Origin of the sequence: Micromonospora sp. CCTCC AA 2012012, assembly GCF_040499845.1 — a bacterium.
Classification (GTDB): domain Bacteria; phylum Actinomycetota; class Actinomycetes; order Mycobacteriales; family Micromonosporaceae; genus Micromonospora; species Micromonospora mangrovi.
In genome coordinates, this window is the sequence record NZ_CP159342.1 from 5,495,649 (window position 1) to 5,519,902 (window position 24,254).

Annotated in this window: 22 protein-coding genes and 1 tRNA gene; 10 read left to right on the forward strand and 13 right to left on the reverse strand. The window is 70.7% G+C overall.

Annotated features, from left to right (window positions below; translation table 11 throughout):
• Positions 1-7: 7 nt before the first annotated feature.
• Both ABUL08_RS24660 and ABUL08_RS24665 read left to right on the forward strand, forming a co-directional pair.
• Positions 8-1,720, forward strand: coding sequence for a hypothetical protein (locus ABUL08_RS24660; protein WP_350932353.1), 1,713 nt, complete (start codon positions 8-10; stop codon positions 1,718-1,720).
• 37 nt (positions 1,721-1,757) lie between these two features.
• Positions 1,758-1,952, forward strand: a complete 195-nt coding sequence (locus ABUL08_RS24665) for a hypothetical protein (RefSeq protein WP_350932354.1) — start codon at positions 1,758-1,760, stop codon at positions 1,950-1,952.
• Here the strand turns inward: ABUL08_RS24665 and ABUL08_RS24670 are convergent.
• Positions 1,937-3,133, reverse strand: a complete 1,197-nt coding sequence (locus tag ABUL08_RS24670) for a glycosyltransferase family 4 protein (RefSeq protein WP_377521868.1) — start codon at positions 3,131-3,133, stop codon at positions 1,937-1,939. The genes ABUL08_RS24665 and ABUL08_RS24670 overlap by 16 nt on opposite strands.
• A gap of 88 nt (positions 3,134-3,221) precedes the next feature.
• Positions 3,222-4,433 carry an acyltransferase family protein gene (locus ABUL08_RS24675; RefSeq protein ID WP_350932355.1) on the reverse strand — a complete coding sequence of 404 codons (1,212 nt, stop codon included), beginning with the start codon at positions 4,431-4,433 and terminating at the stop codon, positions 3,222-3,224.
• Positions 4,434-4,544: 111 nt separating this feature from the next.
• Between ABUL08_RS24675 and ABUL08_RS24680 the strand changes: the two genes are divergently transcribed.
• From ABUL08_RS24680 to ABUL08_RS24690, 3 genes are all read left to right on the forward strand, one after another.
• Complete coding sequence (locus tag ABUL08_RS24680) at positions 4,545-5,750, forward strand: DUF3068 domain-containing protein (RefSeq protein ID WP_350932356.1); 1,206 nt, start codon at positions 4,545-4,547, stop codon at positions 5,748-5,750.
• A gap of 381 nt (positions 5,751-6,131) precedes the next feature.
• Positions 6,132-6,737, forward strand: a complete 606-nt coding sequence (locus tag ABUL08_RS24685; protein WP_350932357.1) for a DUF6230 family protein — start codon at positions 6,132-6,134, stop codon at positions 6,735-6,737.
• A gap of 80 nt (positions 6,738-6,817) precedes the next feature.
• Positions 6,818-8,374, forward strand: a complete 1,557-nt coding sequence (locus tag ABUL08_RS24690) for a DUF6114 domain-containing protein (RefSeq protein ID WP_350932358.1) — start codon at positions 6,818-6,820, stop codon at positions 8,372-8,374.
• Between the two features lie 63 nt (positions 8,375-8,437).
• Here ABUL08_RS24690 and ABUL08_RS24695 read toward each other — a convergent pair whose 3' ends face one another.
• Both ABUL08_RS24695 and ABUL08_RS24700 read right to left on the reverse strand, forming a co-directional pair.
• Positions 8,438-10,108 carry a DUF885 domain-containing protein gene (locus ABUL08_RS24695; protein ID WP_350932359.1) on the reverse strand — a complete coding sequence of 557 codons (1,671 nt, stop codon included), beginning with the start codon at positions 10,106-10,108 and terminating at the stop codon, positions 8,438-8,440.
• A 65-nt stretch (positions 10,109-10,173) separates the two neighbouring features.
• Complete coding sequence (locus ABUL08_RS24700; RefSeq protein WP_350932360.1) at positions 10,174-10,323, reverse strand: hypothetical protein; 150 nt, start codon at positions 10,321-10,323, stop codon at positions 10,174-10,176.
• A gap of 162 nt (positions 10,324-10,485) precedes the next feature.
• Between ABUL08_RS24700 and ABUL08_RS24705 the strand changes: the two genes are divergently transcribed.
• Positions 10,486-11,472, forward strand: coding sequence for a DMT family transporter (locus tag ABUL08_RS24705; RefSeq protein ID WP_350932361.1), 987 nt, complete (start codon positions 10,486-10,488; stop codon positions 11,470-11,472).
• Between the two features lie 96 nt (positions 11,473-11,568).
• Here ABUL08_RS24705 and ABUL08_RS24710 read toward each other — a convergent pair whose 3' ends face one another.
• Together ABUL08_RS24710 and ABUL08_RS24715 are read right to left on the reverse strand one after the other, a co-directional pair.
• Positions 11,569-12,639 (reverse strand): PHP domain-containing protein, encoded by a 1,071-nt coding sequence (locus ABUL08_RS24710; protein WP_350932362.1) that lies wholly within the window; start codon positions 12,637-12,639, stop codon positions 11,569-11,571.
• Positions 12,640-12,717: 78 nt separating this feature from the next.
• The gene (locus ABUL08_RS24715; RefSeq protein WP_350932363.1) at positions 12,718-13,482 is read right to left on the reverse strand and encodes a M23 family metallopeptidase; all 765 of its coding nucleotides are present in this window, start codon (positions 13,480-13,482) and stop codon (positions 12,718-12,720) included.
• A 134-nt stretch (positions 13,483-13,616) separates the two neighbouring features.
• On the opposite strand from ABUL08_RS24715, the gene ABUL08_RS24720 reads away from it, so the two are divergent.
• The 3 genes from ABUL08_RS24720 (at position 13,617) to ABUL08_RS24730 (ending at position 15,516) form a co-directional block, all read left to right on the forward strand.
• Positions 13,617-14,006: a hypothetical protein gene (locus ABUL08_RS24720; RefSeq protein ID WP_377521866.1), complete on the forward strand. Its 390-nt coding sequence runs from the start codon at positions 13,617-13,619 to the stop codon at positions 14,004-14,006.
• Between the two features lie 357 nt (positions 14,007-14,363).
• Positions 14,364-14,891 carry a tRNA adenosine deaminase-associated protein gene (locus ABUL08_RS24725; protein ID WP_350932364.1) on the forward strand — a complete coding sequence of 176 codons (528 nt, stop codon included), beginning with the start codon at positions 14,364-14,366 and terminating at the stop codon, positions 14,889-14,891.
• 175 nt (positions 14,892-15,066) lie between these two features.
• Entirely contained in the window at positions 15,067-15,516 is a 450-nt protein-coding gene (locus ABUL08_RS24730; protein ID WP_350938833.1) for a nucleoside deaminase, read from the forward strand.
• A 47-nt stretch (positions 15,517-15,563) separates the two neighbouring features.
• Here ABUL08_RS24730 and deoD read toward each other — a convergent pair whose 3' ends face one another.
• A complete protein-coding gene (deoD, locus tag ABUL08_RS24735) occupies positions 15,564-16,271 on the reverse strand; it encodes a purine-nucleoside phosphorylase (protein WP_350932365.1) in 708 nt (235 codons plus the stop codon).
• Between the two features lie 75 nt (positions 16,272-16,346).
• Between deoD and ABUL08_RS24740 the strand changes: the two genes are divergently transcribed.
• Positions 16,347-16,433 (forward strand) — tRNA-Ser (locus tag ABUL08_RS24740).
• Between the two features lie 53 nt (positions 16,434-16,486).
• Here ABUL08_RS24740 and ABUL08_RS24745 read toward each other — a convergent pair.
• The 6 genes from ABUL08_RS24745 to ABUL08_RS24770 form a co-directional block, all read right to left on the reverse strand.
• Complete coding sequence (locus ABUL08_RS24745) at positions 16,487-16,969, reverse strand: hypothetical protein (protein ID WP_377521878.1); 483 nt, start codon at positions 16,967-16,969, stop codon at positions 16,487-16,489.
• Between the two features lie 32 nt (positions 16,970-17,001).
• Positions 17,002-17,616, reverse strand: a complete 615-nt coding sequence (locus tag ABUL08_RS24750; protein WP_350932366.1) for a hypothetical protein — start codon at positions 17,614-17,616, stop codon at positions 17,002-17,004.
• 156 nt (positions 17,617-17,772) lie between these two features.
• The gene (locus tag ABUL08_RS24755; protein WP_350932367.1) at positions 17,773-19,551 is read right to left on the reverse strand and encodes a glycosyl hydrolase; all 1,779 of its coding nucleotides are present in this window, start codon (positions 19,549-19,551) and stop codon (positions 17,773-17,775) included.
• A gap of 276 nt (positions 19,552-19,827) precedes the next feature.
• Positions 19,828-20,730 carry an alpha/beta hydrolase gene (locus ABUL08_RS24760; protein ID WP_350932368.1) on the reverse strand — a complete coding sequence of 301 codons (903 nt, stop codon included), beginning with the start codon at positions 20,728-20,730 and terminating at the stop codon, positions 19,828-19,830.
• 1,784 nt (positions 20,731-22,514) lie between these two features.
• Positions 22,515-23,210 (reverse strand): HAD family hydrolase, encoded by a 696-nt coding sequence (locus tag ABUL08_RS24765; RefSeq protein ID WP_350932369.1) that lies wholly within the window; start codon positions 23,208-23,210, stop codon positions 22,515-22,517.
• Positions 23,207-24,073: a GntR family transcriptional regulator gene (locus tag ABUL08_RS24770; protein ID WP_350932370.1), complete on the reverse strand. Its 867-nt coding sequence runs from the start codon at positions 24,071-24,073 to the stop codon at positions 23,207-23,209. Before ABUL08_RS24770 ends, ABUL08_RS24765 begins: the two co-directional genes overlap by 4 nt.
• Between the last annotated feature and the right edge of the window lie 181 nt (positions 24,074-24,254).

A 24,254-nucleotide genomic window follows, 5' to 3' on the forward strand; every position in this document is an offset into this window, starting at 1 on the left:
GGCGCGGATGCCGTCCGCCACCGACGCCACCGAGCTGACCGGGCCGACCCGGCGGGAGCGGTGGACGTTGTGGGTCGTCGCGGCCCTGGTGGCCGCGGTGGTGCTCGCCCCGCTCGCGGCCCCGGGCTACGCCCTGCTGTACGACATGGTGTTCGTGCCGCGGCAGCCGCTGAGCTGGCAACTCGTCGCGCCGGCGGACAGCCTGCCCCGGGCCGTGCCGATGGACGCGGTGGTCTCCCTGGTCACCCAGGTCGTGCCGGGGTGGCTGGTGCAGCGGCTGGCGTTGGCCGGGGCGGTGGTCCTCGCCGCCGTCGGCGCCGGTCACCTGGTGCCGACCCGGCGGCGGGCCGTCCGGGTGCTCGCCGCGGTCGGGTACGCGTGGACGCCGTACCTGGCGGAACGGCTGCTGATCGGTCAGTGGGGGCTGCTGCTGGCGTACGCCGCGTTGCCCTGGATCGTGCGGGCGGCGCTGGGGCTGCGGGCGGGCCGGGCCGGCGCGCTGCCCCGGTTGGTGCTCGCCGCCGCACCCGCCGCGCTCACCCCGACCGGCGGCCTGCTCGCGTTCGCGACGGTGGCCCTGCTGGTCCCGGTGCGCGGGCGGCCACGGTCGTCGCTCCTCGCGCTGGGCGCGCTGCTGGCGCTGAACGCGCCGTGGCTGGTGGCGGCCCTGACGACCGGGGCGGGCGGCACCTCCGACCCGGCCGGGGTGGCCGCCTTCGCCGCCCGGGCGGAGAACTGGGCCGGACCGCTCGCGGCGCTCGCCGGCACCGGGGGGATCTGGAGCGCGCAGGCCACCCCGGGCAGCCGGTCGGCCGCCCTGGTCCCGCTGGCGACGCTGGTCCTGCTGGCGGTGGCCGCGTTCGGTGCCGGCCCGCTGCGCCGGCGGCTGCCCCCGGGGGTGGCGCTGCGGCTGGGGGTGCTCGCCGGGGGCGGCTTCGTGCTGGCCGCGCTGGGGACGCTGCCGGTCGCGGCGGACGTGCTGCGCTGGGCGGTGCTGCACGTGCCGGGCGCCGGGCTGCTCCGCGACGGTCAGAAGTTCCTCGCCGGCTACGTCCTGCCGCTGGTGCTCTGCGCCGCGCTCGGCGTGGAGCGCCTGGTGGCCCGGTGGGACCGGGACCTGGCGGCGCTGGTGCTGGGCGGGGCGGTGCTGCTGCCGGTGGCCGTGCTGCCGGACCTCGCCTTCGGTGGCGCCGGTCGGCTGCGGCCGGTCAGCTATCCGGCCGACTGGCACCGGGTCGCCGTGCTCACCGCCGACGAGCCGGGGGTCGTGCTGGCCCTTCCGCTCTCCGCCTACCGGGCGTACCCGTGGAACGCCGGCCGGGTGGTGCTGGACCCACTGCCCCGCTACCTCTCCGCCGAGGTGCTCACCGACGACACCCTTCCGGTCGGTGGGGTGACCGTGGCCGGGGAGAACCGCCGGGTCGGGGAGCTGCGACGACTGCTCCGGGACGGCCGGCCGGTGGCCGGTACGGGCGTGCGGTGGGTGGTGGTCCAGCACGGCTCCGGCGGCGCGGTCGACCCCGCCTGGCTGACCGGACTGGAGAAGGTCCACGAGGGACCGTCGCTGACGCTCTACCGCGATCCGAGCGGGCCCGTCGGGGCCCCCGCGGAGGGCCCGGGACCAGCGCGATGGGCGGTGGTCGCCGCCCTCGGCACCGCCCTCCTGGTGGTGGGTTTTGCTGCCCTTTCGGCGCTACGCCGACGGGCTACCAGGTGGTAACGTCCCGCTCGCATTGTTTCGACAGGGGAGGATTGGCATGCGCAAAGCCCTCACGCTGCTGGTGTCGGGCCTGGTAGCTGCACTGCTCGGGGTCCTGGCGCTGGGCGGGCTCGCCGCAGCCGCCACCTCCAGCGCCGCCGAGGCGAAGGAGAGCGCCAAGAGCGCCCGTGAGGCGGCCCAGCGGGCGGGCAAGCCCGACCCCTACACCCCCATCATCTACGGCACCAGGTAACAGGCCTCCACCGGCCGCTCACCGGCCCTGGCCACGGCACCCGCCGTGACCAGGGCCGCGAAGCGTTCCCCGGCCGCCGGCCAGGTGAACGACGCGGCGTGCTCGCGGGCCGCCGCCCCCATCCGCTCCCGCGCGGTGTCGTCGCAGAGCAGCTGCCGCACCTTGGCGACGTAGTCGTCGACGTCCTCGGCGAGCAGTCCGCTGACTCCGTCGACCATCGCCTCGGCGACACCCCCGGCGTCCCGGAACGCCACCGTCGGGGTGCCGGCCGCGCCGGCCTCCACGATGGTCAGTCCCCAGCCCTCCTTGAGCGAGGGGGTCAGCGCCACCCAGGCCGCGGCCAGCAGGGATGCCTTCTCCTCCTCCGTCACGAAGCCCCGGAACTCGACCCGGTCGGCGATGCCCAGCTCGTCGGCGACCTGGCGCAGGTGCGGCTCCCACCAGCCCTGCCCGGCGACCACGAGCCGCAGCCCGGGCAGCTCGTCGGCGAGCTCGGCGACCGCCTTCAGGGCCACCTCGACCCGCTTGTGCGGGACCAGCCGGCCGAGCGCCACCAGCAGCGGGTACGACGCCCGGGGCGTGTCGGTGCGGGGCAGCTCCGGGGTGCCGTTGTGGACCACCGTGACGCGTTCCGTGGTCACCCCGAGCGTCGCCAGCTCGGTGCGGGTGGCCTCGGAGACGGTGACGTAGCGGCAGTTCCGGTAGACCCGGACGGCGAGCCACGACTCCACCCACCAGCCGAACCGGGCCGCCCACCGGCCGAGCACCACCGGCCACTGCTCCCGGTGCACGTGGTGGACCAGGTTGAGCACCGGTCGGCGGGTCCAGAGCGGGGAGAGGAAGGGCAGGCCGTTGCAGACGTCCACCAGCACCTGCGGGCGGCGGCCGGAGCGTCGGGCCGACAGCGGGCCGAGGCCGACGATCCCGGCGAGGTAGCAGAGCGCGGCCCAGGCGTAGACCGTGTGCCGGCCGCCGCGGCGGACCAGCCGTACGCCGTCGGCGTTGGTCTCCTCGGCGGGCGCGGCACGGTGCGCGGCGCAGAAGATCGTGACGCGGTGCCCACGGGCGACGAGCTCGGCGGCGACCCGTTCGACGTAGACCTCGGAGCCGCCGCCCTCGGGGTTACGTGTGTCCCGCCAGTTCAGGAACAGCACGTTTCGTCCAGCGCAGGCATTGTCCACGCCGATCCTTACTCTCAGGTAACAAAGCGACCCGCGTCACACTAGGGGCAACCGTCGGCGGGGGCAATGGCCGTTGAGCCAGCGCTGGTCAGCGTGCGGTGCTGATCGCCGGCACCGTCCGGTCCGCCTCGGGTGCCGCCGCCCGGCGCGGGCGGCGCTGGCTGCCGAGCTGCTGGAGCGGGTGTTCGACGCCGTAGTAGCTGACCGCGGCGTAGAGCAGGCCGCCGGCCATGGTGAGCGCGAAGGTGCTGACCAGGCCGCCGGTGAAGAGGGGCCGGTCGTCCACCAGATAGATCAGTTCGAGCACCAGCGGGTGCCAGAGGAAGAGCCCGTACGACACCGTGCCGAGCCAGCGGGCGGGAGGCGCGCCCAGCGCCACCTTGACCCGGCTCGGCGGGCCGAACGCGACCGGCACCAGGATCAGCACCGCGACCGCCAGATAGAGGGTGAGCTTCACGGCGAACGCCGCCGGGGAGGGCTCGGTGAGGTCCCGCGGGCCGGCCACCGGGGTGGTGGCGATCGCGAGCAGACCGACCGCCGCCGCCCAGCAGGCGATCGGGGCGGCGGCGAGGTCGTCGAGGATCCGGAAGGCGGCCGGGGCGGTGCCGGTACGCAGTGCCACGTGCGCCGCGGCGAGCGCCATGCCGGCGCCGAACCAGCCGGCGTACGCGGGCAGCCAGGTGGTGTGCAGTCCCATGTCGAGCCAGCCGAGGGCCATCGCCACCAGCCAGCCGGCCGTGACGAGCAGTCCGCCGCAGGCGGCGAGCACGGTCCGGACGGGTCGCCAGGTCCGGCCGGCCATCGGGACCGCGACCAACGGCAGGATCAGATAGAACGCGACCTCGGTGGCGAGGCTCCAGGTCTGGCTGAGCCCGTTGCGCAGCAGTCCGGGGGCGTAGATCTGGGTGAAGGTCAGGTGGTGCAGCCAGTCCGCGAGCGGGGCGGGTCGGTTCTGCGGCAGCACGACCAGGCAGACCAGCACCGTCAGCCAGTACGCCGGCAGGATCCGCAGTCCGCGCCGCCACAGGTAGCGCCCGGTCCTCGGTCGCGGTCGGCCGGTCGCCACGCTGAGCGCCCAGGGCCGAAAGAGCAGGAAGCCGGAGAGCGAGAAGAAGATGGCGACCCCGACGTCCATCCGCGCCAGCCAGCCACCCCACTCGGCGTTGCCGGTCGCGCCGGTGTGGAAACCGACGTGGTGCAGCACCACCGCGATCGCGCCGATCGCGCGGAGCGCGTCGAGAGCGGGCAGCCGGCCACCGCCCGTAGGCTCCGGTGCCGATGACACGGCGGCTGATGACATCTGGACATCCAGGGGGTCGTAATACAGGTGACCGGGCGGTAACCTCCCGCCATGTTAGGGATCGAACGGCCCGTACGACAGGCGTCGGGGCGGCAGGTTACAGGAGGATGAGTGAAGCTTCGTGTGGGCGCCGCGCTCTTTGGGCTCGGCGTCTTGTTGCTGGTTGTCGCGATCGGGCTGCCGTTGTACATCGGCCCCGCGGTGACCAAGCTTCCTTATGATCTCGCCAGGACGACCTCGAAGGCGGAGGCCGTCAACGCCCGCGCCCTCAAGGTCACGGTCTCGGGCGACTCGGTCAGCATCGAGGTGCCGCAGGCGACGCTGCTCTCCAGCGTGGAGGTGATTCCGCAGCCCGAGGACACGGCCGACCTGCTGCCCAAGGACCTCGCCGGCAAGGCGGTCGTCTGGGACGTGTTCCAGACGGTGAAGAACAGCGCGAACGACGAGGTGTTCAGCCAGTACAGCACCGAACTCGCGCTCGACCGGGCCAGCGGTGCCGCCGTCGACTGGAGCGAGCAGTGGCTGAACGAGACCGGCGAGGACAAGACGCCGGTCGGCAACGTGTCGTACGAGGGGCAGATCTACAAGTTCCCCTTCGACACGAAGAAGAAGGACTACGACGTCTTCGACCGTGATCTGAAGCGGTCCACGCCGGCGAAGTTCACCGGTACGGAGAACGTCAAGGGCATCGAGGCGTACCGCTTCGAGCAGAAGATCGAGAACGAGACGCTGAACACCCCGGAGAGCAGCCTCAAGACGCTGATCAACCGGTTCGCCCCCACCGCCACCAGCGGCAAGGTGGTCTACAGCAACACCCGGACGCTCTGGGTGGACCCGGTCACCGGCGCCTACCTCGACCTGCGGGAGCAGCAGCACAAGGAGTTCCAGCCGGACACCGGTGCGGCCACGGTGCTGCTCGACGCGGACTTCCGCTACACCCCGGACACCGTCGCCAACAGCGTGAAGACGGCGAAGGACAACCGCTTCAAGATCGGCATGGTCCGCACGTACGTGCCGATCGGGGCGGGCGTGCTGGGCCTGCTGGCTCTGGCCGCGGGGCTGCTGCTGGTGCTCCGCAGCAACGCCGACTCGGCCGCCCGGCACCGCCTCGCCGCGGCGTCCGCCGGCGGTGCCGCTCCGGCGGTCGTCGACGCGACGGACGAGCGGGACACCGCCGAGCAGCCGACGGTGGAGCACGAGGGTGGCCCGTTGAGCGACGAGATCCCACCGGCGACGACGAACTGGCGTGCCGAGGAGGAGCCGACGGTGCCGACCCAGCGGTCGGGTGCCGACGAGGACGAGACCGAGCGGCGCTGACGACGTAGCGCGTACTCCAAGGGCGGGTCGACCGGTGGTCGGCCCGCCCTTCGCGTTTCCGCCGTCACGCTCAGCGTCCGTTACGGAATCGTAACGTGTCGATGGTTTAGCTGCGCAGCGTGATCCGTGGCGAGGTGGTTCGCCCGCATCAGCACCCTTTTCCCTGGTGGCGGCGGTGCACGCAGGGTGAACTCGGCGGCGGGTCGGCCGATCGCCGGGTTACCGACCAGTAGGCGGGGGCTTGTGACCCGCGCCTCACCGGGTGCACCATCAGGCCGCACGTTCGTTACCCGCCGGTAACAGGTGCTGCGGCCCGGCCCGGGGCCGCCACCGTCCACCGGCCACCCCGAAGAGCGCCAGCCCCCACCCGAGGAGGAAGCCGTGCAGGATCCGATCGACAACCCGGGGCGTACCCGGTGGTGGCGGTTCGCCGCGATGATGGTGCCCGCGACCGCAGCCGTCGGCGCCATTCTGTTCGGCATGCAGAGCGGTGCCATCGCCTCCGACATCACCGTCTCCGGCCAGACCTTCAAGATCGGCGCCGAGCGGCTGGAGGGTGACGGCTTCAAGCAGTACGGCGGCATCGTCAAGGAGAAGAACGGCAAGGTCCACCCCATCGCCCTCTCCGAGATCAGCAGCGCCGAACTGTACAAGCTCTGCCAGTCGGTCCGGGCGGACCTGCCCGGCCTGCCGGTGGTCCTCACCATCAACGCCGGCGACAAGGACCCGGCGACCGCCAAGGACCTGCTGATCGCGATGGACAGCCTGGAGGGGAACGCGACCTTCACCAACATCAAGATCGGTCGGGACGCCACCGACCTGAACCCGACGGCGCAGGCCGGGTCGTTCGGTCAGAACTCCGAGCACGTCACGGTCCTCGGCCTGCGGCAGGTGTCCCGCTACACCACCGCCGCCACCTTCAACCTCACCGGACTGCGGCTGAAGGTCAACGTCGGGGACGCCGCGAAGGACAAGGAGTGCTTCTGAGCTGAGCCGCGGCCCGCGGCGCGCAACCGCCGCGGGCCGCCCGCTGGTCCCTCGTCCCCCAGCTCCGCCAGGAGGAGTACGTGACAACCGCCGATCCGCAACACGTCCGCGCCGGTGGCGTCGGCCGGGCGTGGCAGGGCTTCCGCCGCTGGCGGCGGAGCCGGCCGTTCTGGGGCGGCCTCTTCGTCGTGCTGGCCGGCGTGGAGATGTTCGCCTCCACCCGGGTGACGCTCAACGGACTGAGCTTCCACAGCGGAGCGACCGGTCTGTACTCCCTGCTCATCCCGATCATCCTGGTGACCTGCGGGCTGCTGCTCTGGCTCAGTCCGGCGCAGCGGCTCTTCTACTCGATCGTCGCGACGGTCACCACGATCTATTCGCTGATGGGCCTCAACCTCGGCGGATTCTTCCTCGGCCTGCTGCTCGGTCTGGTCGGCAGCGCCATGGCCTTCGCCTGGGCCCCGATCAACCGGCCCGCCCCCGCCCGGGCCGTTGCCGGCGACGTCGCCGGAACGGCCTCGCTGACCGGCTCGGACGAGCCGACCGGGGTCGCCCGCGGCGACCTGATGGACGAACTGCTGCCCGAGCGGGACGTACCCCGGCCGCGCGACGAGGCGCCGCCGACATGGTCTCCGGTGGCACCGGGCGCGGGTGCCGTCCCACCCGCGTCCGGTGCCCCCGGTCCGGCGACCGGCACCGGGGGACACCCGGATCCCCGCCACCTCGGGGTGGTGCTGGTGGTGCTCGGCCTCTCCGCCGGCGGCCTGATGATCGCCCGACCGGCGCCGGTGCAGGCCGCCGCGGCGGCACCCGTCACCGCGCCGACCGCCTGCCCCACGCCCACCCGGGGCGCCCCGAAGCCGTCCGGCACGCCCACGCCGTCCACCTCGACCGGTCGTGGCACGCCCTCCGCCACGCCCACGCCCACGGCCGGCCCGAGCCCGTCGTCCGGCTCGGGCGGCAACATCCTCACCGACATCCTGCACGGCATCGGGGACCTGCTCACCGGCGGTCGGCGGACCGCGACCCCGACGCCGAGTCCCAGCCCCAGCGCCACCGCGACGCCCCGCGCCTCGGCCTCGGCTCCGGCGCGACCCACACCCACCGCCACCCGCCCGGGCAGTGCCCCGACCGGCTGCCCGCCGGTGAAGCCGAGCCGGCCCGGGACCGTCCAGCCGGGTCGGATGATGCCGAAGATCGCCCCCGAGCCGGGGCAGCCGAAGGTGGCGCAGCAGCCGTCCAAACTGACCGGTTCGAAGGTCACCATGACCCGGCTGCGGTTCGACGGGATCGTCGAGCTGCCCACCGCGAACGGCACCCTGAAGGCGCTGAAGTTCAGCATGGCCAAGGCGGTGACCGACGACTTCGTGCTGGTCGCCGACGGCCCCGCCGGGCGACACCAGAAGTACGCGACCGACCGGCTGACCGTGCAGGGCGACGTGGCCTTCTATGCCACCCGGTTCGTCGGTCGACTGCTCGGCATCAAGATCACGCTGACGCCGGAGCTGCCGTTCCCGAACGGCATCCCGATCACCTCGCCGATCCCGATCACCTTCACCGACCCGGTGATCGACCTGGCCTTCGTCGACTCCGACACGCTGACCGCCCGGCCCGCGCTGGAACTCAGCCTCGTCTGACCTCGTCCCACCACCACCGGGCACCGGGGGCGGGCCGATCCGCCCGCCCCCGGTCCCATCACCTCAGAGCCGGGCCAGCGCCCGACGCAGCGGGTCCAGTCCCAGCGAGCCCAGGTCGAGCGCCTGGCGGTGGAACTCCTTCAGGTCGAAGTCGGCACCCTTGCGGGCCTTCGCCTCCTCCCGGGCCTGCAACCAGATCCGCTCGCCCACCTTGTACGACGGCGCCTGCCCCGGCCAGCCCAGGTAGCGGTTCAGCTCGAAGCGCAGGTTCTCGTCCGGCACGCGGCAGTGCGCCCGCATGAACTCCCAGCCCAGCTCCGGCGTCCAGCGCTCGCCCGGGTGGAAACCGAACGGGTTGTCCTTCGGGATCTCCAGCTCCAGGTGCATGCCGATGTCGACGATCACCCGGGCCGCGCGGAACGCCTGCCCGTCCAGCATGCCGAGCTTGTCGCCCGGGTCCTCCAGATAGCCCAGGTCGTCCATCAGCCGCTCCGAATAGAGCGCCCAGCCCTCACCGTGCCCGGAGACCCAGCAGAGCAGTCGCTGCCAGCGGTTGAGCAGCTCGGCGCGGACCGCCGTCTGCGCGACCTGGAGGTGGTGACCCGGCACGCCCTCGTGATAGACCGTGGTCACCTCGCGCCAGGTGGAGAAGTCGGTGATGCCCTGCGGCACCGCCCACCACATCCGCCCCGGGCGGGAGAAGTCCTCGCTGGGGCCGGTGTAGTAGATGGCCCCGTCGCTCGTCGGGGCGAGGCAGCACTCGATCCGGCGGACCTGCTCCGGGATGTCGAAGTGGGTGCCGTGCAGCTCGCTGATCGCCTTGTCGGCGAGCGCCTGCATCCAGTCCCGGAACGCCTCCTTGCCCTGGATCGTCCGGGCCGGGTCGGCGTCCAGCTTCGCGACGGCCTCGTCGACCGTGGCGCCGGGACCCGCGATCCGACCGGCCACCGTCCGCATCTCGGCCTCGAGCCGGGCCAGCTCCGCGAAACCCCAGGCGTACGTCTCGTCCAGGTCGACCTTCGCGCCGAGGAAGTACTGGGAGGCCAGCTCGTACCGCTCCCGGCCGGCGGCCTGCTTCTCCCGACCCTGCGGGGCCAGCTCGGTACGGAGGAACTCGCCGAAGCCGGCGGTGGCGGCGGTGGCCGCGGCGGCACCCTTGCGCAGTTCGGCGCCGAGCGTGCCGTCCGCCCCGAGCCGCTCGACGAGGCCGTGGAAGAAGTTGTCGCCGGCCGGGTCGGTCCAGACGTCGCACTGCTTGGCGACCTCGACCAGCTGCACCCGGGAACTCACCCGACCGGCGGCCGCCGCCTCCCGCAGGGTCGTCTTGTAGCCCTCCAGCGCCCCGGCGAACTTGTTGAGCCGGGCTGCGACGTTGGCCTTCGCGTCGTCGCCCTCGGTCGGCATCAGGTCGAAGACCATGCGGATCTCGTGCAGCCCACTGGCGATCACGTTCACCTCGCTGGTGGTCTCGCCGGCTTCGTGCCGGGCGAGCTCCAGACCGAGGCGCTCCTGCATGGCCTCCTTGGCGGTCCGCTCCGACTCCGAGTCCGGCTCGGTCACGTCGAGGTCGGCCAGGGTGCGCCGGACCAGCTCGGCGCGGGCCGCGTAGCCGTCCGGGGAGAGGTCGTCGAGCTGGTCGTCGTAGCCGGCGATGCCGACGTAGGTGGCGCCGGTCGGGCTCAGCGGCGCCCAGTCGGCCACATAACGGTTGGCGAGGTCATCGATTCGTCCCACGCTGTGACACTACGGGAACCGGGTGCCCCGCTGTCGACCCTGTTTGCCGTGCCTGTCCGCCGTGTTCAGGGCAGCAGCTCCGCCGGATAAAAGTCGATCGGAAACGGCACACCGCTCTCGGCACAGCGGCGCGGCTTGTCGACGAAGTCCTGCTGTCGGCTCGCGGGAGAGACGAACTCCACCGCCATGGTGCAGTACTGCGCGGGGACCCACACTCGCCGTCCAGGTCGTACGACGGGTCGAACCCCTGTGGCACGGCCATCCCGCCCACCTCCTGAGCTGGTCAACGCCTCCCAGGTAAGGCGGCTGCTGTGGTGGTCGACACGGCGTCTGATTTTCGCGGGACTTCGTCGTACGGGTGGGGCAGAGTGTCAGGGGTGACAACGGACTTCACTCCTGACCGGGCGCCGCTGCGCAGCTGGCTGCCCGGGTTCCTGGCGCTCGGCGTGATCTGGGGTTCCAGCTTCCTCTTCATCAAGGTGGCGGTCGCCGAGCTGCACCCGTTGCACCTCACCCTCTACCGGGTGGCGACCGGCGCGGCGACCCTGCTGGTGGTGCTCGCCGTGCTCCGCGACCGACTGCCCCGCGAGCCCCGCGTGTGGGGGCACATGGTGGTCGTCGCCGCGTTCGGCGTGGCGATCCCGTTCACCCTCTTCGGCTTCGGTGAGCAGCGGGTCGAGTCGATGCTGGCGGGCATCTGGAACGCCACCACCCCGCTGATCGTGCTGCCGCTGGCGGTGCTGGTGTTCCGCACCGAGCGGTTGACCGTGCGGCGTGGCGTCGGGCTGGGGCTGGGCTTCCTCGGCGTGCTGGTGGTGCTGGGTGTCTGGGAGGGCGTGGGCGGGTCGCACTTCACCGGCCAGCTCATGTGTCTGGGCGCGGCGGCCTGCTACGGCGTGGCCATCCCGTACCAGAAGAAGTTCGTCGCCGGCAGCGCGTACTCCGGGCTCTCCCTCTCGGCGGCGCAGCTGCTGGTGGCGACCGCGCAGCTCGCGGTGGTGGCGCCGCTGGTGGCAGGCGCCCCGCCGATGCCGACCGGGCTCTCCGCCCGGGTGGTCGGCAGCGTGCTGGCGCTCGGCGCGCTCGGCACCGGGCTGGCCTTCGTGATCAACCTGCGGAACATCCGGGTGGCGGGCGCGAGCACCGCCTCCACGGTGACCTACCTGATCCCGGTCTTCGCGGTGCTGGTCGGGGCCGTGGTGCTCGGCGAGCGGATGAACTGGCACCAGCCGGTCGGTGCGCTCGTCGTGCTGCTCGGCGTGGCGGTCGCCCAGGGCGTCGTCGGCCGCCGCCGACGCCCGGCCACCCCGGTCAGCGCCGCCACGCCGGCCGTGCCCGCCGTCGAACCGGCCGCCCGCCCCTGACCCACCCGCTCCCGGCCGGCCCGCCCTTGGGTTGCCCGCTCCCGGCCGGCCCACCCTCGGCCCGCCCGCTCCCGGGCGGCCCGGGCGGGTCACGGGTCAGCGGCGGGTGTGGGTCCACTTCACCAGGCGGTCCGCCTTCCAGGTGTTGATCACGCGGTCGGCCGGTACGCCGCAGAGCGCGGCCCGTTCGCAGCCGAACCGCTGCCAGTCGAGCTGGCCGGGCGCGTGCGCGTCGGTGTCGATGGCGAACCGGCAGCCCGCCTCCAGGGCCCGGCGGATCAGCCGCTTCGGCGGATCCTGCCGCTCCGGCCGGGAGTTGATCTCGACGGCGACGCCGTGCTCGGCGCAGGCGGCGAAGACGGCGTCCGCGTCGAAGTCGCTCTCCGCCCGGGTACGCGGCCGGTGTGCCCGGTCACCCGGACCCTTCACCCCGGCCGGCCGGGACGCCACCATCCGACCCGTGCAGTGGCCGAGGATGTCCAGGTGCGGGTTCGCCACCGCGGCCAGCATCCGCCGGGTCATCTTCGCCCGCTCGTCGTTCAGGCCGCTGTGCACCGAACCGACCACCACGTCCAGCCGGGCCAGCAGCTCCTCGTCCTGGTCCAGCGAACCGTCGGCGAGGATGTCCACCTCGATGCCGGTGAGGATGCGGAAGCCCTTCGGCAGCGCGTCGTTCACCGCCGCCACGTGGTCGAGCTGCTTGCGCAGCCGGTCGGCGGTGAGACCCCGGGCCACCTTCAACCGGGGGGAGTGGTCCGTCAGCACCACGTACTCGTGGCCCAGCTCGACCGCCGCGAGCGCCATCTCCTCGATCGGCGACCCGCCGTCCGACCAGTCGGAGTGGGTGTGGCAGTCGCCGCGCAGCGCCTCCCGCAGCGCGGCCGCCGCGGCGTCCAGGTCGGTGCCCTCGGTGGCGACCAGTCGGCGCAGATAGACCGGCTCCTCGCCGGCCAGCGACTCGGCCACGCAGCGGGCCGTGACGTCACCGACCCCGGGCAGCTCGGTCAGCTTGCCGGTCCGCGCCCGTTCGGCCACCTCGGTCGCCGGCAGCGCGGCGAGCGCCGTGGCCGCCGAGCGGAACGCCCGGACCCGGTAGGTGGCCTCGTTGGCGCGCTCCAGCAGGAAGGCGATCCGGCGCAGGTCGGCGATCGGGTCCCGGGCGCTCATGTCCTGCAACCTACGCGCCCCGGCCGACGTTCGCGGGATGTCCCACGCCCGGCGTGTGCCGTCCCGAGTGGACGGCGGTCAGCCGGCGCCGCTGGTGGTGGTCGGGGCCTTCGGGCAGCCGTGCTTCCGCTGCCAGGCCACCACCTCGGGGCCGGGTGCCCGGTTGCCCCGCTTCCGCCACGAGTCCAGGTAACGGGCCGGCCAGATCACCCCGCGCCGGATCCACCAGTCGTCGTGGCCACGGCACGCCGGGGAGAGGCCGAAGTGCAGGTGGCAGACGTTGTTCGCGTTCCCGGTGTGGCCCACCCGGCCGAGCTGCTGACCGGCGCGCACCCGTACGCCGGCGTCGATCCCGGTGGCGATCGCGCTCAGGTGCGAGCCGTAGTAGCGGACCCCGTCGTCGCCCAGCAGCGACACCGAGAGCCCCCCGTTGTACGGCCCCAACGGGCCGCGCTTGTCGAACCGGTCCACCCGGCTGACCTCGAGGATCCTGCCGTCGGTCACCGCGACGACCGGCTCGCCGCAGTCGGCGAAGATGTCCGTCCCCGGGTACGCGGAGTGCGTCGGGTGGTAGGCGACGTTGTCGGCCCTGACGGGAAAGACGTGGCGCAGGTCGGTACGGGTCGGTGCCGGCGACGGGGAAGCCGCGCCCGGGGTCGGCGTCGCCTCGGTGGGGGCGGGCTGCTCCGCCGTCGCCACGGCCGACGGGCCGTCCCAGACGTTCGACGGCGACGCCGAGGGGCGGGCGCCGGACGCGCAACCGGCGACCAGCGCCGGGGCGAGCAGCAGCAGGACCGGGTACGCCGAACGCGCGCGGCGGCGTCCGATCGATCGCGAGCGCATCCGGACATCCTGACAGACCACTACCGTAGGGACGAAAGCCGAATGGCGTGGCACCGCGTCGACACCCGGACAGTCGCTCTGCGTCATCGTCCGTCGCCGTGTGTCGGGTACGGTCCGTGAAGGGAGCAGGGGCGATGAACTGGAACGCCGTGCCCGGTGAACCCTCGCCCGGCGAGGCCCGCCCGATGCCGCGCACCCCGTCGGGGCTCTTCCCGTCCGGGCCGCCGGCCCGACCCACCTGGCGCGAGCCGCACCCGGTCAGCGGCGGCGGCGTGGCCGCGGGTGGCGGGCTGACCGCCCTCTGGCTGATCGTGTTCGGCCTGCTGGGGCACGACGTGCCGAGCTACGCGTGGTGGACGGTGGTGGCCGGCGGGTTGGCCTGGCTGGTCGCCCTGACCCTCGTCCGGTACGGCGACCGGGGCGTGGCGACCGGGATCGCCATCGTCACCGCGGGCGGCTGGAGCATCGCCGCGGCGGTGCTCGCGGTGCGCTGGGCGCAGTCCGGCGACTGGCCACTCTGGTGACGTGGAGTGTCGGTTCCGCTGCGCAGCGAAGACCGTCTTGACGTACCCGCTGTGACGGTCCACGCTCGCAATATGGCCTGGGACACACCGCAGCTCGACCCCGAGCGATGCCGCCGCCGCCTGCAACTCCTCGCCGAGTTGGCCGGGGCGCGCACGGTACGTCAGCGCAACCGGCCACAGCGGGTCCGTACCGAGCAGCTGCGGCAGCTCATCGCCACCCGACGACCATCGCGGGTCGAGCCACTTTCTCCGGGATTGGCCGGCCCTTCGGGGCGTTGACCGGTCGCCCGCCGACGCGACCGGTTAACGTGCACGCGTAACGAGTCGGCGTGCTGCCGAGGCCATTTTGGGGGGACCGTGTCGTACTTCGCTGCTGCCGTGGCGCGCGACGAGGGCGGCTGGACCGCCGCGGAGGTGAACCTGCGGGGGGTCACCGACATCGACGAGGTCGCCGACCGGCTGCGCGACGTCGAGCTGGACGCCGACCTGTCGCTGCTCTTCGTCGAGGCCGACGACGCGTACCTGGTGATCCTGCGCCTGGACGACGGCGAGGACCTGCGGATCTTCGGTTCGGACTCCGCGTACGCGGAGGAGTCCCGGCTGGGCGCCCTGCTGGTCGGTGACCTGAAGACGTCGGTCACCGGGATCGAGGACGGCGACGAGCCGCGCCCGGCCAGCGGCGGCGACGACGAGACCGAGCAGCCGGCGGTGGACCCGGAGGCCGACCCGGTCGGTGACGCCGACATCCTCGCCGACCTGGGCATCTCCGCCCAGAAACTGCTGAACCTCTGCGCCCACGAGGGCATGCTGCCGGGCGACGTCACCGCGGAGATCTGCCAACTGCTCGGCTGCGCCGACGAGGTCGAGGAGCTGCGTGAGGTCTGAGCCGCCCGCGTTCGGACCCGTCGGTGGGGAACCGGCCGACGTCACCGACCCAGCGCTGGAGACCGTACGCCCGGGCCAGCCCACGCCCGGCGCGACCGGCCGGGTCGGTCCGGGCGCCCAGGAAGGGCTGGCCGATCCCGACGGTGCCGGCCGGCGGCAGCGGCACGAACGCTGGATGCGGCGGGCCCTGGAGGTCGCCGTCACCGGCCCGGACACGGTCGGCACGACCGGTCCGGACGCCGTCGAGGACATCCCGGTCGGCGCGGTGCTCTACGGCCCCGACGGCGCGGAACTGACCGTCGGGCGCAACGAGCGGGAGCTGACCGGGGACCCGACCGCGCACGCCGAGGTGCTGGCGCTGCGCCGCGCCGCCGAGCGGCTGGGCCGCTGGCGGCTGGAGGGCTGCACGCTGGTGGTCACCCTGGAGCCGTGCACGATGTGCGCGGGCGCGATCTCGCTGGCCCGGATCTCGACGGTGGTCTTCGGCGCGTGGGAGCCGAAGACCGGCGCCGTCGGCTCGCTCTGGGACGTGCTGCGCGACCGCCGCCTCACCCACCGCCCCGAGGTGTACGGCGGCGTGCTGGAGACGGAGAGCGCCGCGCTGCTGCGCGCCTTCTTCAGATGAGGAGGGGCCCCTCCCGTGCCGGAAGGGGCCCCGATGACACCTGACGGTCAGGCGATGACCGTGTCGAGGGCGATCTCGACCATCTGGCCGAAGGTCTGCTCCCGCTCCTGCGAGGTGGTCTTCTCGCCGGTCTTGATGTGGTCGCTGACGGTGAGGATGGTCAGCGCCCGGGCCCGGAACCGGGCCGCGATCGTGTAGAGCGCCGCCGACTCCATCTCCACCGCCAGGACGCCGTAGTCGGCGAGGGTGTCGTAGAGGTCCGGCCGGTCGGTGTAGAAGGCGTCCGCCGCCAGGATCGGTCCGACGTGCATGCTGATGCCGCGCCGCTCGGCCACCTCGACCGAGGTACGCAGCAGCCCGAAGTCGGCGACCGGGGCGTAGTCGATCAGCCCGTCGAAGCGCATCCGGTTCATGTTCGAGTCGGTGGAGGACCCGATCGCGGCGACCACGTCGCGCAGCTGGAGTTCCTCGGTGAGGGCCCCGCAGGAGCCGACCCGGATCAGCGTCTTCACGCCGTACTCGTTGATCAGCTCGTGGGCGTAGATGGAGGCGGAGGGCATGCCCATGCCGGAACCCTGGACGGAGACCTCGACGCCGTTCCAGCGCCCGGTGAAGCCCAGCATGCCGCGGACCGTCGAGTAGCAGGTGGCGCCCTCGAGGTAGGTCTCCGCGATCCACTTGGCCCGCAGCGGGTCGCCCGGCATCAGGACCCGCTCGGCGATCTCTCCCGGCTTAGCGCCGATGTGCGTACTCATGGCAAAGATCCTGCCAGGCCGACGTCGGGGATACCGGTTCGGCGTCCCAACCCGGGGTCCTGTACCCTCGTCGGCGGTGGCGTGTCCGAGTGGCCTAAGGAGCACGCCTCGAAAGCGTGTGAGGGTTTACGCCCTCCGCGGGTTCAAATCCCGCCGCCACCGCCGACCGAAGCGCCCGGGAACTCCCGGGCGCTTCGTCGTTTTCGGCAGGCCGCTCAACACGGACCGTAGCCCTCCTCGAAGAGGCGGCGGGCCCAGTCGGCGTATCCGGCGACGGTGTTGCGGACCGTCCGGCCGTCGTGCAGGAAGAGGTACGCGCGGTCCCCGGTGCGGGCGAGCAGTCCGTCGAACCGGTACGTCCCGCGCGGCGCCCGCAGCTCGGTGACCGACGGATAGCTGGCCCAGACCTGTTCGATCGGGGTGCCGACCGTTATCCCTTCCGGCGTGCTGACCTCGTCGTCGACCCAGAGCAGCACCAGCCGGTCGTCGACGAAGATCGGGCTGACCTCGCCGGGACCGGCGAGTGTCGGGCCGCACGCGTCGACGTCGGTGCGGAGCATGCCCCGGTCGGTCAGCTCGGCCTCGCTGTCGCCGAACTCGGCGTCGCGCAGCCCCCGCAGGTCCATCACCTCGCCGCCGGTGGGCACCACCGAGCCGGGTGGACGTGGCGCGCTGCCGGCGATCGAGGCAGCCACCACCAGCGTGGCAATAAAAGCAAATTGTCGCAATTTCATGGAATCCCCCAGTCCCCAACGGGACCGGGGCGATCAGGTTGCTGGTGTCGGCCGGATTGGTGGAGTTCCCACTCCTCGGCCAGCTCGTCCCAGTAGTCGGCGGACAGGCCGCGCCGGCCGTGCGCCAGCCAGCCGGCCGTGTCCCGTTCCAGGTGCAGGCCGAGTTCGGCGAACGGGTCGATCCACGGCCCCGGCTCGGCTCCCAGCCGGGCGAGCGCCTCGTTGATCGGCCACTGCTCACGCGGCCGGTCCAGGGTGTCGTCGAAGCAGGGACCCCAGCTCAGTTCGCCGCCCAGCCACACCGCCGATGCCTGGTGGCCCAGCCCGCCGGCGAACTCCGCCTCCAGATAGGCCACCGGTCCCCGCCGCGACCAGCCGGCCAGCAGCTCCGCCAGCAGCGGCGAGAGGACGAGCTGGAACGGCTGCTCGGCCGACGGCTCCCCGGTCGCGAAGTCCGGCAGCGCGCCGGTCAGCTCCTCGACCAGTTGCGTCGTCACCGGCAGCAGCGCGAAGTCCTGTCGCAACGCGCCGAGCACCGCGTGGTCCAGCCCGGCGGTCTGCTCACGGAGCAGCTCCACGTCGGCCACCACCGCGCTGAGCTGGTAACTCATCCGATCCTCTCGCCGTCCACAGGCTGTGGATGGAACATGTGTACGACGGATCCGCCACTGCCGGTCCGGGTGCCCCGGCACAGATCATCGCAACCGGGTCCGTACCCGCAAAAGGGCCGGCTCCGCGCGGAGCCGGCCCCTTTTGAGATCAGGTCGTCACCAGGCGGACATGTCCGGCAGTTGGTCGATGGAGATGGTCTTCGGGTTCGCCATCGCGGTCTTCCACAGGCCGGCCACGTCCTTGCCGCTGCCGGTCCAGTCCCGGGACGCCCACACCACGAAGTACGGCCACGGCGCGTCGGAGTTCGGGTTCAGCGGGCTGAACGTCTCCGCCACCCCGGTGGTCTTGCTGCCGCTGACCGCCTTGGTGGTGTCGAAGTCGCTCCAGCTCTGGAAGTAGTCGGAGGTGACCAGGTCGACGTAGGCGTCGCCCGGGTACCAGGACGCGAGCGAGCTGCCCTGGCCGCTGGCCATGCCGTTGAAGACCCAGACGATGTTGTGCGCCCCGGCGAGCTGGGCGCGCTGGTAGATCAGCCGCCAGAGCTGCTGGTAGGCGCTCTGGCCCTTCTTGGTCCACCACATGTAGTTGTTGTTGGCCTCGTGCAGCGGCCGGAACAGCACCGGCACCCCGGCGTCGCCCATCTTCTTCAGCTCACCGACCACCAGGTCGATGTCCTTGTAGAGCTGCGACGACGGGTTGTTCAGGTCGGGCTGGAAGTCGCAGGGGGCGGAGTAGTTGCCGCCGTGCGGGCAGTACCAGTGCCACTGGAAGGCGACGATGCCCTTGCGGGACTTCGCCCAGTCGATGACCTGCTGGGTCTGGATGCTGCCCTTGGTGTACTCCATGAAGTCGAACGCCACGATCGCCGGGTAGCGGCCGGTCAGCTGCTGCACCTTGTCGGCGTCCGGCAGGTCGGTCTGCCCGCTGACGTACTGGTGGGTCTTCAGGTAGCAGATCAGGTTGCGGACCTTGGAGTTCGCCTGCGGGTCGGCGGGGTCCTGCCCGCAGTTGGGGCCCGGCGGGGTGGGCGGCTTCACCGCGTACACCTCGAACTCGTAGAGCGAGTAGCCCCAGGCGGTGCCGCGTGCCGTGCCGGACATCCGGACGTACCGGCCGCTGCCGGTGACCGTGAGGGCGTCGAGCCCACCGTCGCCGGTGGTGGTGCTGTAGACCGGGGTCCAGGTGGTCCCGTCGGTCGAGGTCTGGAGCTGGTACGCCTTGCCGTACGCCGCCTCCCAACGCAGGTTGACCTGCGCGATCGGGTACGTGGCACCCAGGTCGACCTGGATCCACTGCGGGTCGGTGTAGAGGCTGGACCAGCGGGTCGCGCCGTTGCCGTCCACCGCGAGGTTCGACGAGAGGCTGGTGCTCTCGTTGGACGACGCGGTGGTCGGCCGGTTGAGCGCCAGGTTGCCGGCCGGCGCGGTGCCGGTCGGGCTCGGGGTCGGGCTCGGGCTGGTGGGGTTGGGGCTGGGCGTGCTGGTCGGGGTGCCGCTCGGGCCGGGCGTCGGGTCGCCGCAGGCCGCCCCGTTGAGGGTGAAGGCGGTCGGGGCCGGGTTGGACCCGCTGTAGGTGACGTTGAAGCCGAAGCTGACGGTGCCGCCGTTCGCCGGGATCCCGGCGCTGTAACTGACGTTGGTGGCGGTCACGTTGGCGCCGGACTGGGTCTTCGTGGCGTTCCAGATGTCGCCGACGACCTGGTTGCCGGGGAAGGTCCAGGCGAGGGTCCAGCCGTTGACCGGGGTGGTGCTGGTGTTCGTGATGATCAGGTTGGTGGTGGCGCCGGATCCCCAGTCGTTGGTGACCTGGTACTGCACCTGACAGGTGGCGGCGGCGGCCTGCGCGCTGGGCATGCTGACCAGGGCGGCGGACAGCACGGTGACGGCTGCCGCCGCGCCGGCCAGCAGGCCCCGGGCGCGTACGCGGTGGGTCATGTGGATCTCCTGGGACGGGTGATGGGTGCGGAGGGTCGCCCGGCCGGGTGGGGGTCGGGTCGCCCGGTGTCACCTGCTCTGCCCGGACAGGCCGACGGTCGGTTGCCCCCGACCGCCGCCCAGAGGAGACATAGACGATAGTTATGATTAACCGGTTAACTTGTCAACACCCACACCACCCCGATTCCTCGGATCGAGGCACGTCCAAGCCTGGGCTCGGCGGCGACAGAGCCTGAACCGGTCAAGCCGGACGGGGCGGATCGGCTGATCCGCCGGTCAGCCGGCGGCCTGGTCGAGGTGGGTGCGGAGGAAGGCCGCGACCGCGTCCAGGGCGGTCGCCGCCGGGCTCAGCACCGCAGCGAAGCTCTGGAAGACGTGGGGCGCGTTCGGAAAGGTCTGGAGGGTGACCGCCACGTCGGCGTCGGCCGCCTCGGCTGCCAGCCGGAGGGCGTCGTCGAGGAGGATCTCGTGGGTGCCCGCCTGGACCAGCAGCGGAGGCAGCCCACGCAGGTCGGCGAAGAGCGGACTGGCGAGCGGGGAGCGCGGGTCGGCGCCGGCGAGGTAGTCGCGGGAGCGGACGGCGAGGGCCTCGGGGGTCAGGGTCGGGTCGACCGCCGCCTTGGTCCTCAGGCTGCGGCCGGACTGGGTGAGATCCGTCCACGGGGAGAGCACGGCGGCGGACGTCGGCAGCGGGAGGCCCGCGTCCCGGAGCGCGACCAGGAGCGCGACGGCGAGTCCGCCACCGGAGGACTCCCCGCAGAGGGCGATCCGGTCGGCCGGGACGCCGCTGTCGAGCAGTCCCCGGTAGGCGGCCACGGCGTCGTCGACCGCGGCCGGGAAGGGATGCTCCGGCGCGAGCCGGTAGTCGACCGTGTAGGCGGTGGTGCCGGAGCGGCGGGCGACGTCGGCGGCCAGGTTGGCGCTGGTGGCGGCGGAGCCGAAGGCGTAGGCGCCGCCGTGGAGGAAGAGCACCGCCCCGGCCCCGTGGTCCGGGCCCGCCGTGACCTTCAGGGTGCGCACGCCGCCCAGGTCGACGGCGTCGGTACGCACGTCCTCGGGGAGCGGTATCGCGCCGAGCAGCTCCTCGAAGACGTCGCGCATCTTGCCCACGTCGCCGCCGATGTCCAGCGGGGACATGCGCAGGAGCGCGACGACGGAGCGCAGCTGGGTTCCGGTCATGGTGGTTCCGCCGCCCGTCCGGGGTCCTGGAGACGACTCAGGGCCGGTCCCCGTGGGGGCCGGCCCTGTCCGTTCTTCCTGCTCACGCGAGCGGAGGATACGAGATTCGAACTCGTGAGGGTGTTAACCCAACACGCTTTCCAAGTCTGCCGGCTTGAGTTCGCTAGGGGATTTGACAGTGCGGGCCAGCGGTGTGACGCCCGCCGGGGCCGTCACCGGCCGAACTGGTACGCAGATGAACGAGACTATGACTGAGACGATCGACGATTGGCTCGTCAGCCTGCAATCTAGTCTCGATCCCCCCGGTCCCGGCTCCTCCGGCCGAACAGACTGCTCGCTCTACCCTCGGCGGGCAAATCGGAAGCAAACAAGACGGCAACCGCCGTGCTAATTATTGCGGTCTGAACGGCTCCTGTTCCGGCTGCCTTCGGATCCACCATAGGCAGTTCATCATAAAACAGGCCGAAGAGCACCAAACCTATTGCTGGCACTAGTCGTCGAGTTAGCCCCGCTGCGCGTGTCCAAATGGTACGCGCATCCTGGCTGTTTGATTCCGGCCATCCGTCGAGGCATAAGGATTCGAGGTCGCTTGTCATTTGTTGAAGCATGAAATCAACCTGGTTTGGCCTGATGGAATCGAGGAGTTGAAATTCATGCTCTTTGAGACGACGTGAGATTGACTCTGCCCTTCCCCGATAAAGGTGCCTATCCGAAGCGCTGCCACCGTAGCTCTTAACGCAGCGATCGACTTCGGCTACCATTTCCTCCCGCGTAATTCGTATGGTCGAAACCAGTCTTTTCTTTACAGTTCTTCTACGCAGTTGAGACCTATGCTGGTCAATGCTTGAAATTAGGCGCAGGTACGATTCGACCACGATGTGTGCTGGAGGCGGGTACCCGTTGACCCGCCGGCTTAGGATTTCGCCAAGCGACCTGAATCCAGTCAGTCGCCACCACAAATCAAGAGCGGCAGTTGAGGCAATGTATAGCGTTAAGGTCACCATAAATGTTCGTACAACATCTATGGCGTCAGCCGCTTCTTCTGCCGTTAGCGCTGACTGGTCTAAAAGGTTCCTTAGTGTGAGGCTCCCATCTCCGCGGAGCATCCACCATGCGGCAAGCACCGCGCTCCCTAATTCCATTACACTGCCCATCAAGGGGATGAGTGAGAGTGGAGGAATGCGAGCTAAAAAACCAAATAAGAGGGTAAGGAGTACGCACAGCAGGGATGCCACCATTGCCAATACGATCTTTACCCCCACAGGCAGATGCACGTCGAGCAGTGCTGTGGAAATGGTTGGTATGGCGATGACCGCAGCTAATGCTACGAATGGTGCAGCGCCAGCGAGCAACGTTCTAAATATCCATTTATTGTGAATGGCTGACCGTGTCGCAACGCTTCGGCTCGCGAGAATCGTAGACGCTGCTGGTCCATGAGGGTTAGTGCTGTGGCGGCCTACGATTGCGGTCCAGTTGCCATTTAGGGTTCGAGCGAGTGGAAGTGCCTGAAATGCGGGCCAGTGTCTAGTAACCAACCAAAGCCCCAATGCGAAGGACCTCAGAGAATCGACTACATATTCCCAAAGTTCGTTGACAAGTACCGCAAGAGGGCTCCGGTGCATGCTTGGAATGTTAGCGCCTGCCGTCAATGCGACTGATGGTAATGGTAGAACTAATTCCTACTATACTGGTCCAATTTCGATCTTTGTCCGTATTGGACGCGCCGCAGGGCGGTACTGAGTCCGGCCCTGCTAGTTGCGCAGAATGATGACGCATGACTTGACTCACAACGTTGCACGCTCTACTAGCAAGTTGGCCACTATATCCATACCGGTTATTACCTGAGTCGCTCCAGCGGCGCGAAACGCGGCTACCTTAGCTGCCCGATTCGCATACCCAATGACTTGTACTCCGGCCGCTTGGCCCGCCTCAATGTCCGACAACGAGTCGCCAATTAGGACGCATTGGCCCGGAGCTGCGCTAAGAGCGCGGACGGCATTCAGGACAGGCTCAGGGTTGGGCTTCATGCGCGTAGGCTCGGCATAAGGACGTCCAACGATCGGTGAGATGTACGCAGCAAGTCGGTGCTTTTTCAGATAGGCGGTGACAGCATCAGCAGAGTTGTTGCTAACGACTGCCACGGCGACACCCAGTTGCCATGCCGCGACGATTACTTCTCGGCCATATGGCGTAGGCTGCGCTGTCTCGGCGGCTTGGCGTTCGGCAGCGCAGAGCGCGTCCTCAATAGCCCTTGTGTCGCCTTGGTTCCCAGTCGCCCCGGTGCGGCGCAGCACCTCAAGTGGGTCCTGCTCGCTGGCGAGGCCGGGCGGCACGTCGACTCCTCGCCGCCGGAGCACGTTGACCAGTTCGCCGGCAACCTGCGGCGCCGGGTGTCCGGCGAAGATACTGCACACCGGGCCGTCGAAGTCGAGCAGCACCGCTCGGACTCCACCGAGCAGGCGGCCGAGGTCGGCGCTCATCCGTCATACCGGTAGGCGATGGTCGACCACACCGAGTCGAACCACTGGCGGGACGCCTCCACGAACTGCGTGCCGTGCGAGGTGTCGTCGTCGGTCACCGCGTAGTGGAACAGCGGCACGTCCTTGCCCATCAGGTCGTAGATCGCCATGGGCTCGCCCTTGATCGAGACGGTGCGCTCAATGACCGGGTAGAAGCCGTAGAAGACTTCTTCGCCGTTCAGGATGTAGAGCTTGAACAGGGGCGATGCTCGATGCATCCGCACCTCCACCGTGGTTGAGCGGATCAGACCAAGGTCGCCCAACTCGGCTACCTGGTCGATGATCCCGTCTGCCGCCCGGCGCGTAATGCGCTCGGCCCGCTCTCGCACCGCTGGATCGTCCGCCTGAGTCTCGGCCCGAGCGGGCAGCGCCATGGGCACTGTCATGTCGGAGATCAGGACCCGCACCGCGATCGTCTCCGGCGCGAGCCTGCCTACCCGCACCTTGTCGAGCGCTTCAGCGAGAGCGTCTCGCAGCGTCTCGCCTGAGAATCCGGCGAAGTCGATGGTGACGTGCGGCCTCTCGAATGAGGCTTCGATGTGTGGCCGCAGTTCCACGGCACGCTGGGTCTGCGCGCGGACGAACGCTCCGCTGCCCTGCCGGGACACGATCAGCCGCTCTGCCCGGAGCAGGTCCAAGGCTCGCTTGACCGTCTCTCGCGCCACGCCGTAGCGGGCGGCTAGGTCTGGTTGCGACGGCAGTTTGTCGCCGGGGGCGAGCCGGCGCGTGAGGATGGCGGCCCGCAGCTTGTTCGCGATCTGCTGCGAGGCCTGTTTGGGGTCGTCGGGGTCCAGCTTGCCGAGGAAGTCAAGGTTCTCGCTCACCGGATCACGGTAGCGCTGACTAGCCAAGTTGGGAAAGTTCGCTGCGCCCTCTTGACCTGACTAGCCAAGCCGGCTTACGTTCGGCTTGTTGCACCTGACTAGCCAGGTGCAACAAGCCGAGCGGAAGCCGGGGAAGGTAGCGCCTGCGCTGCGCGCCCACGGGCCGGTCGTGTGGTCGTTC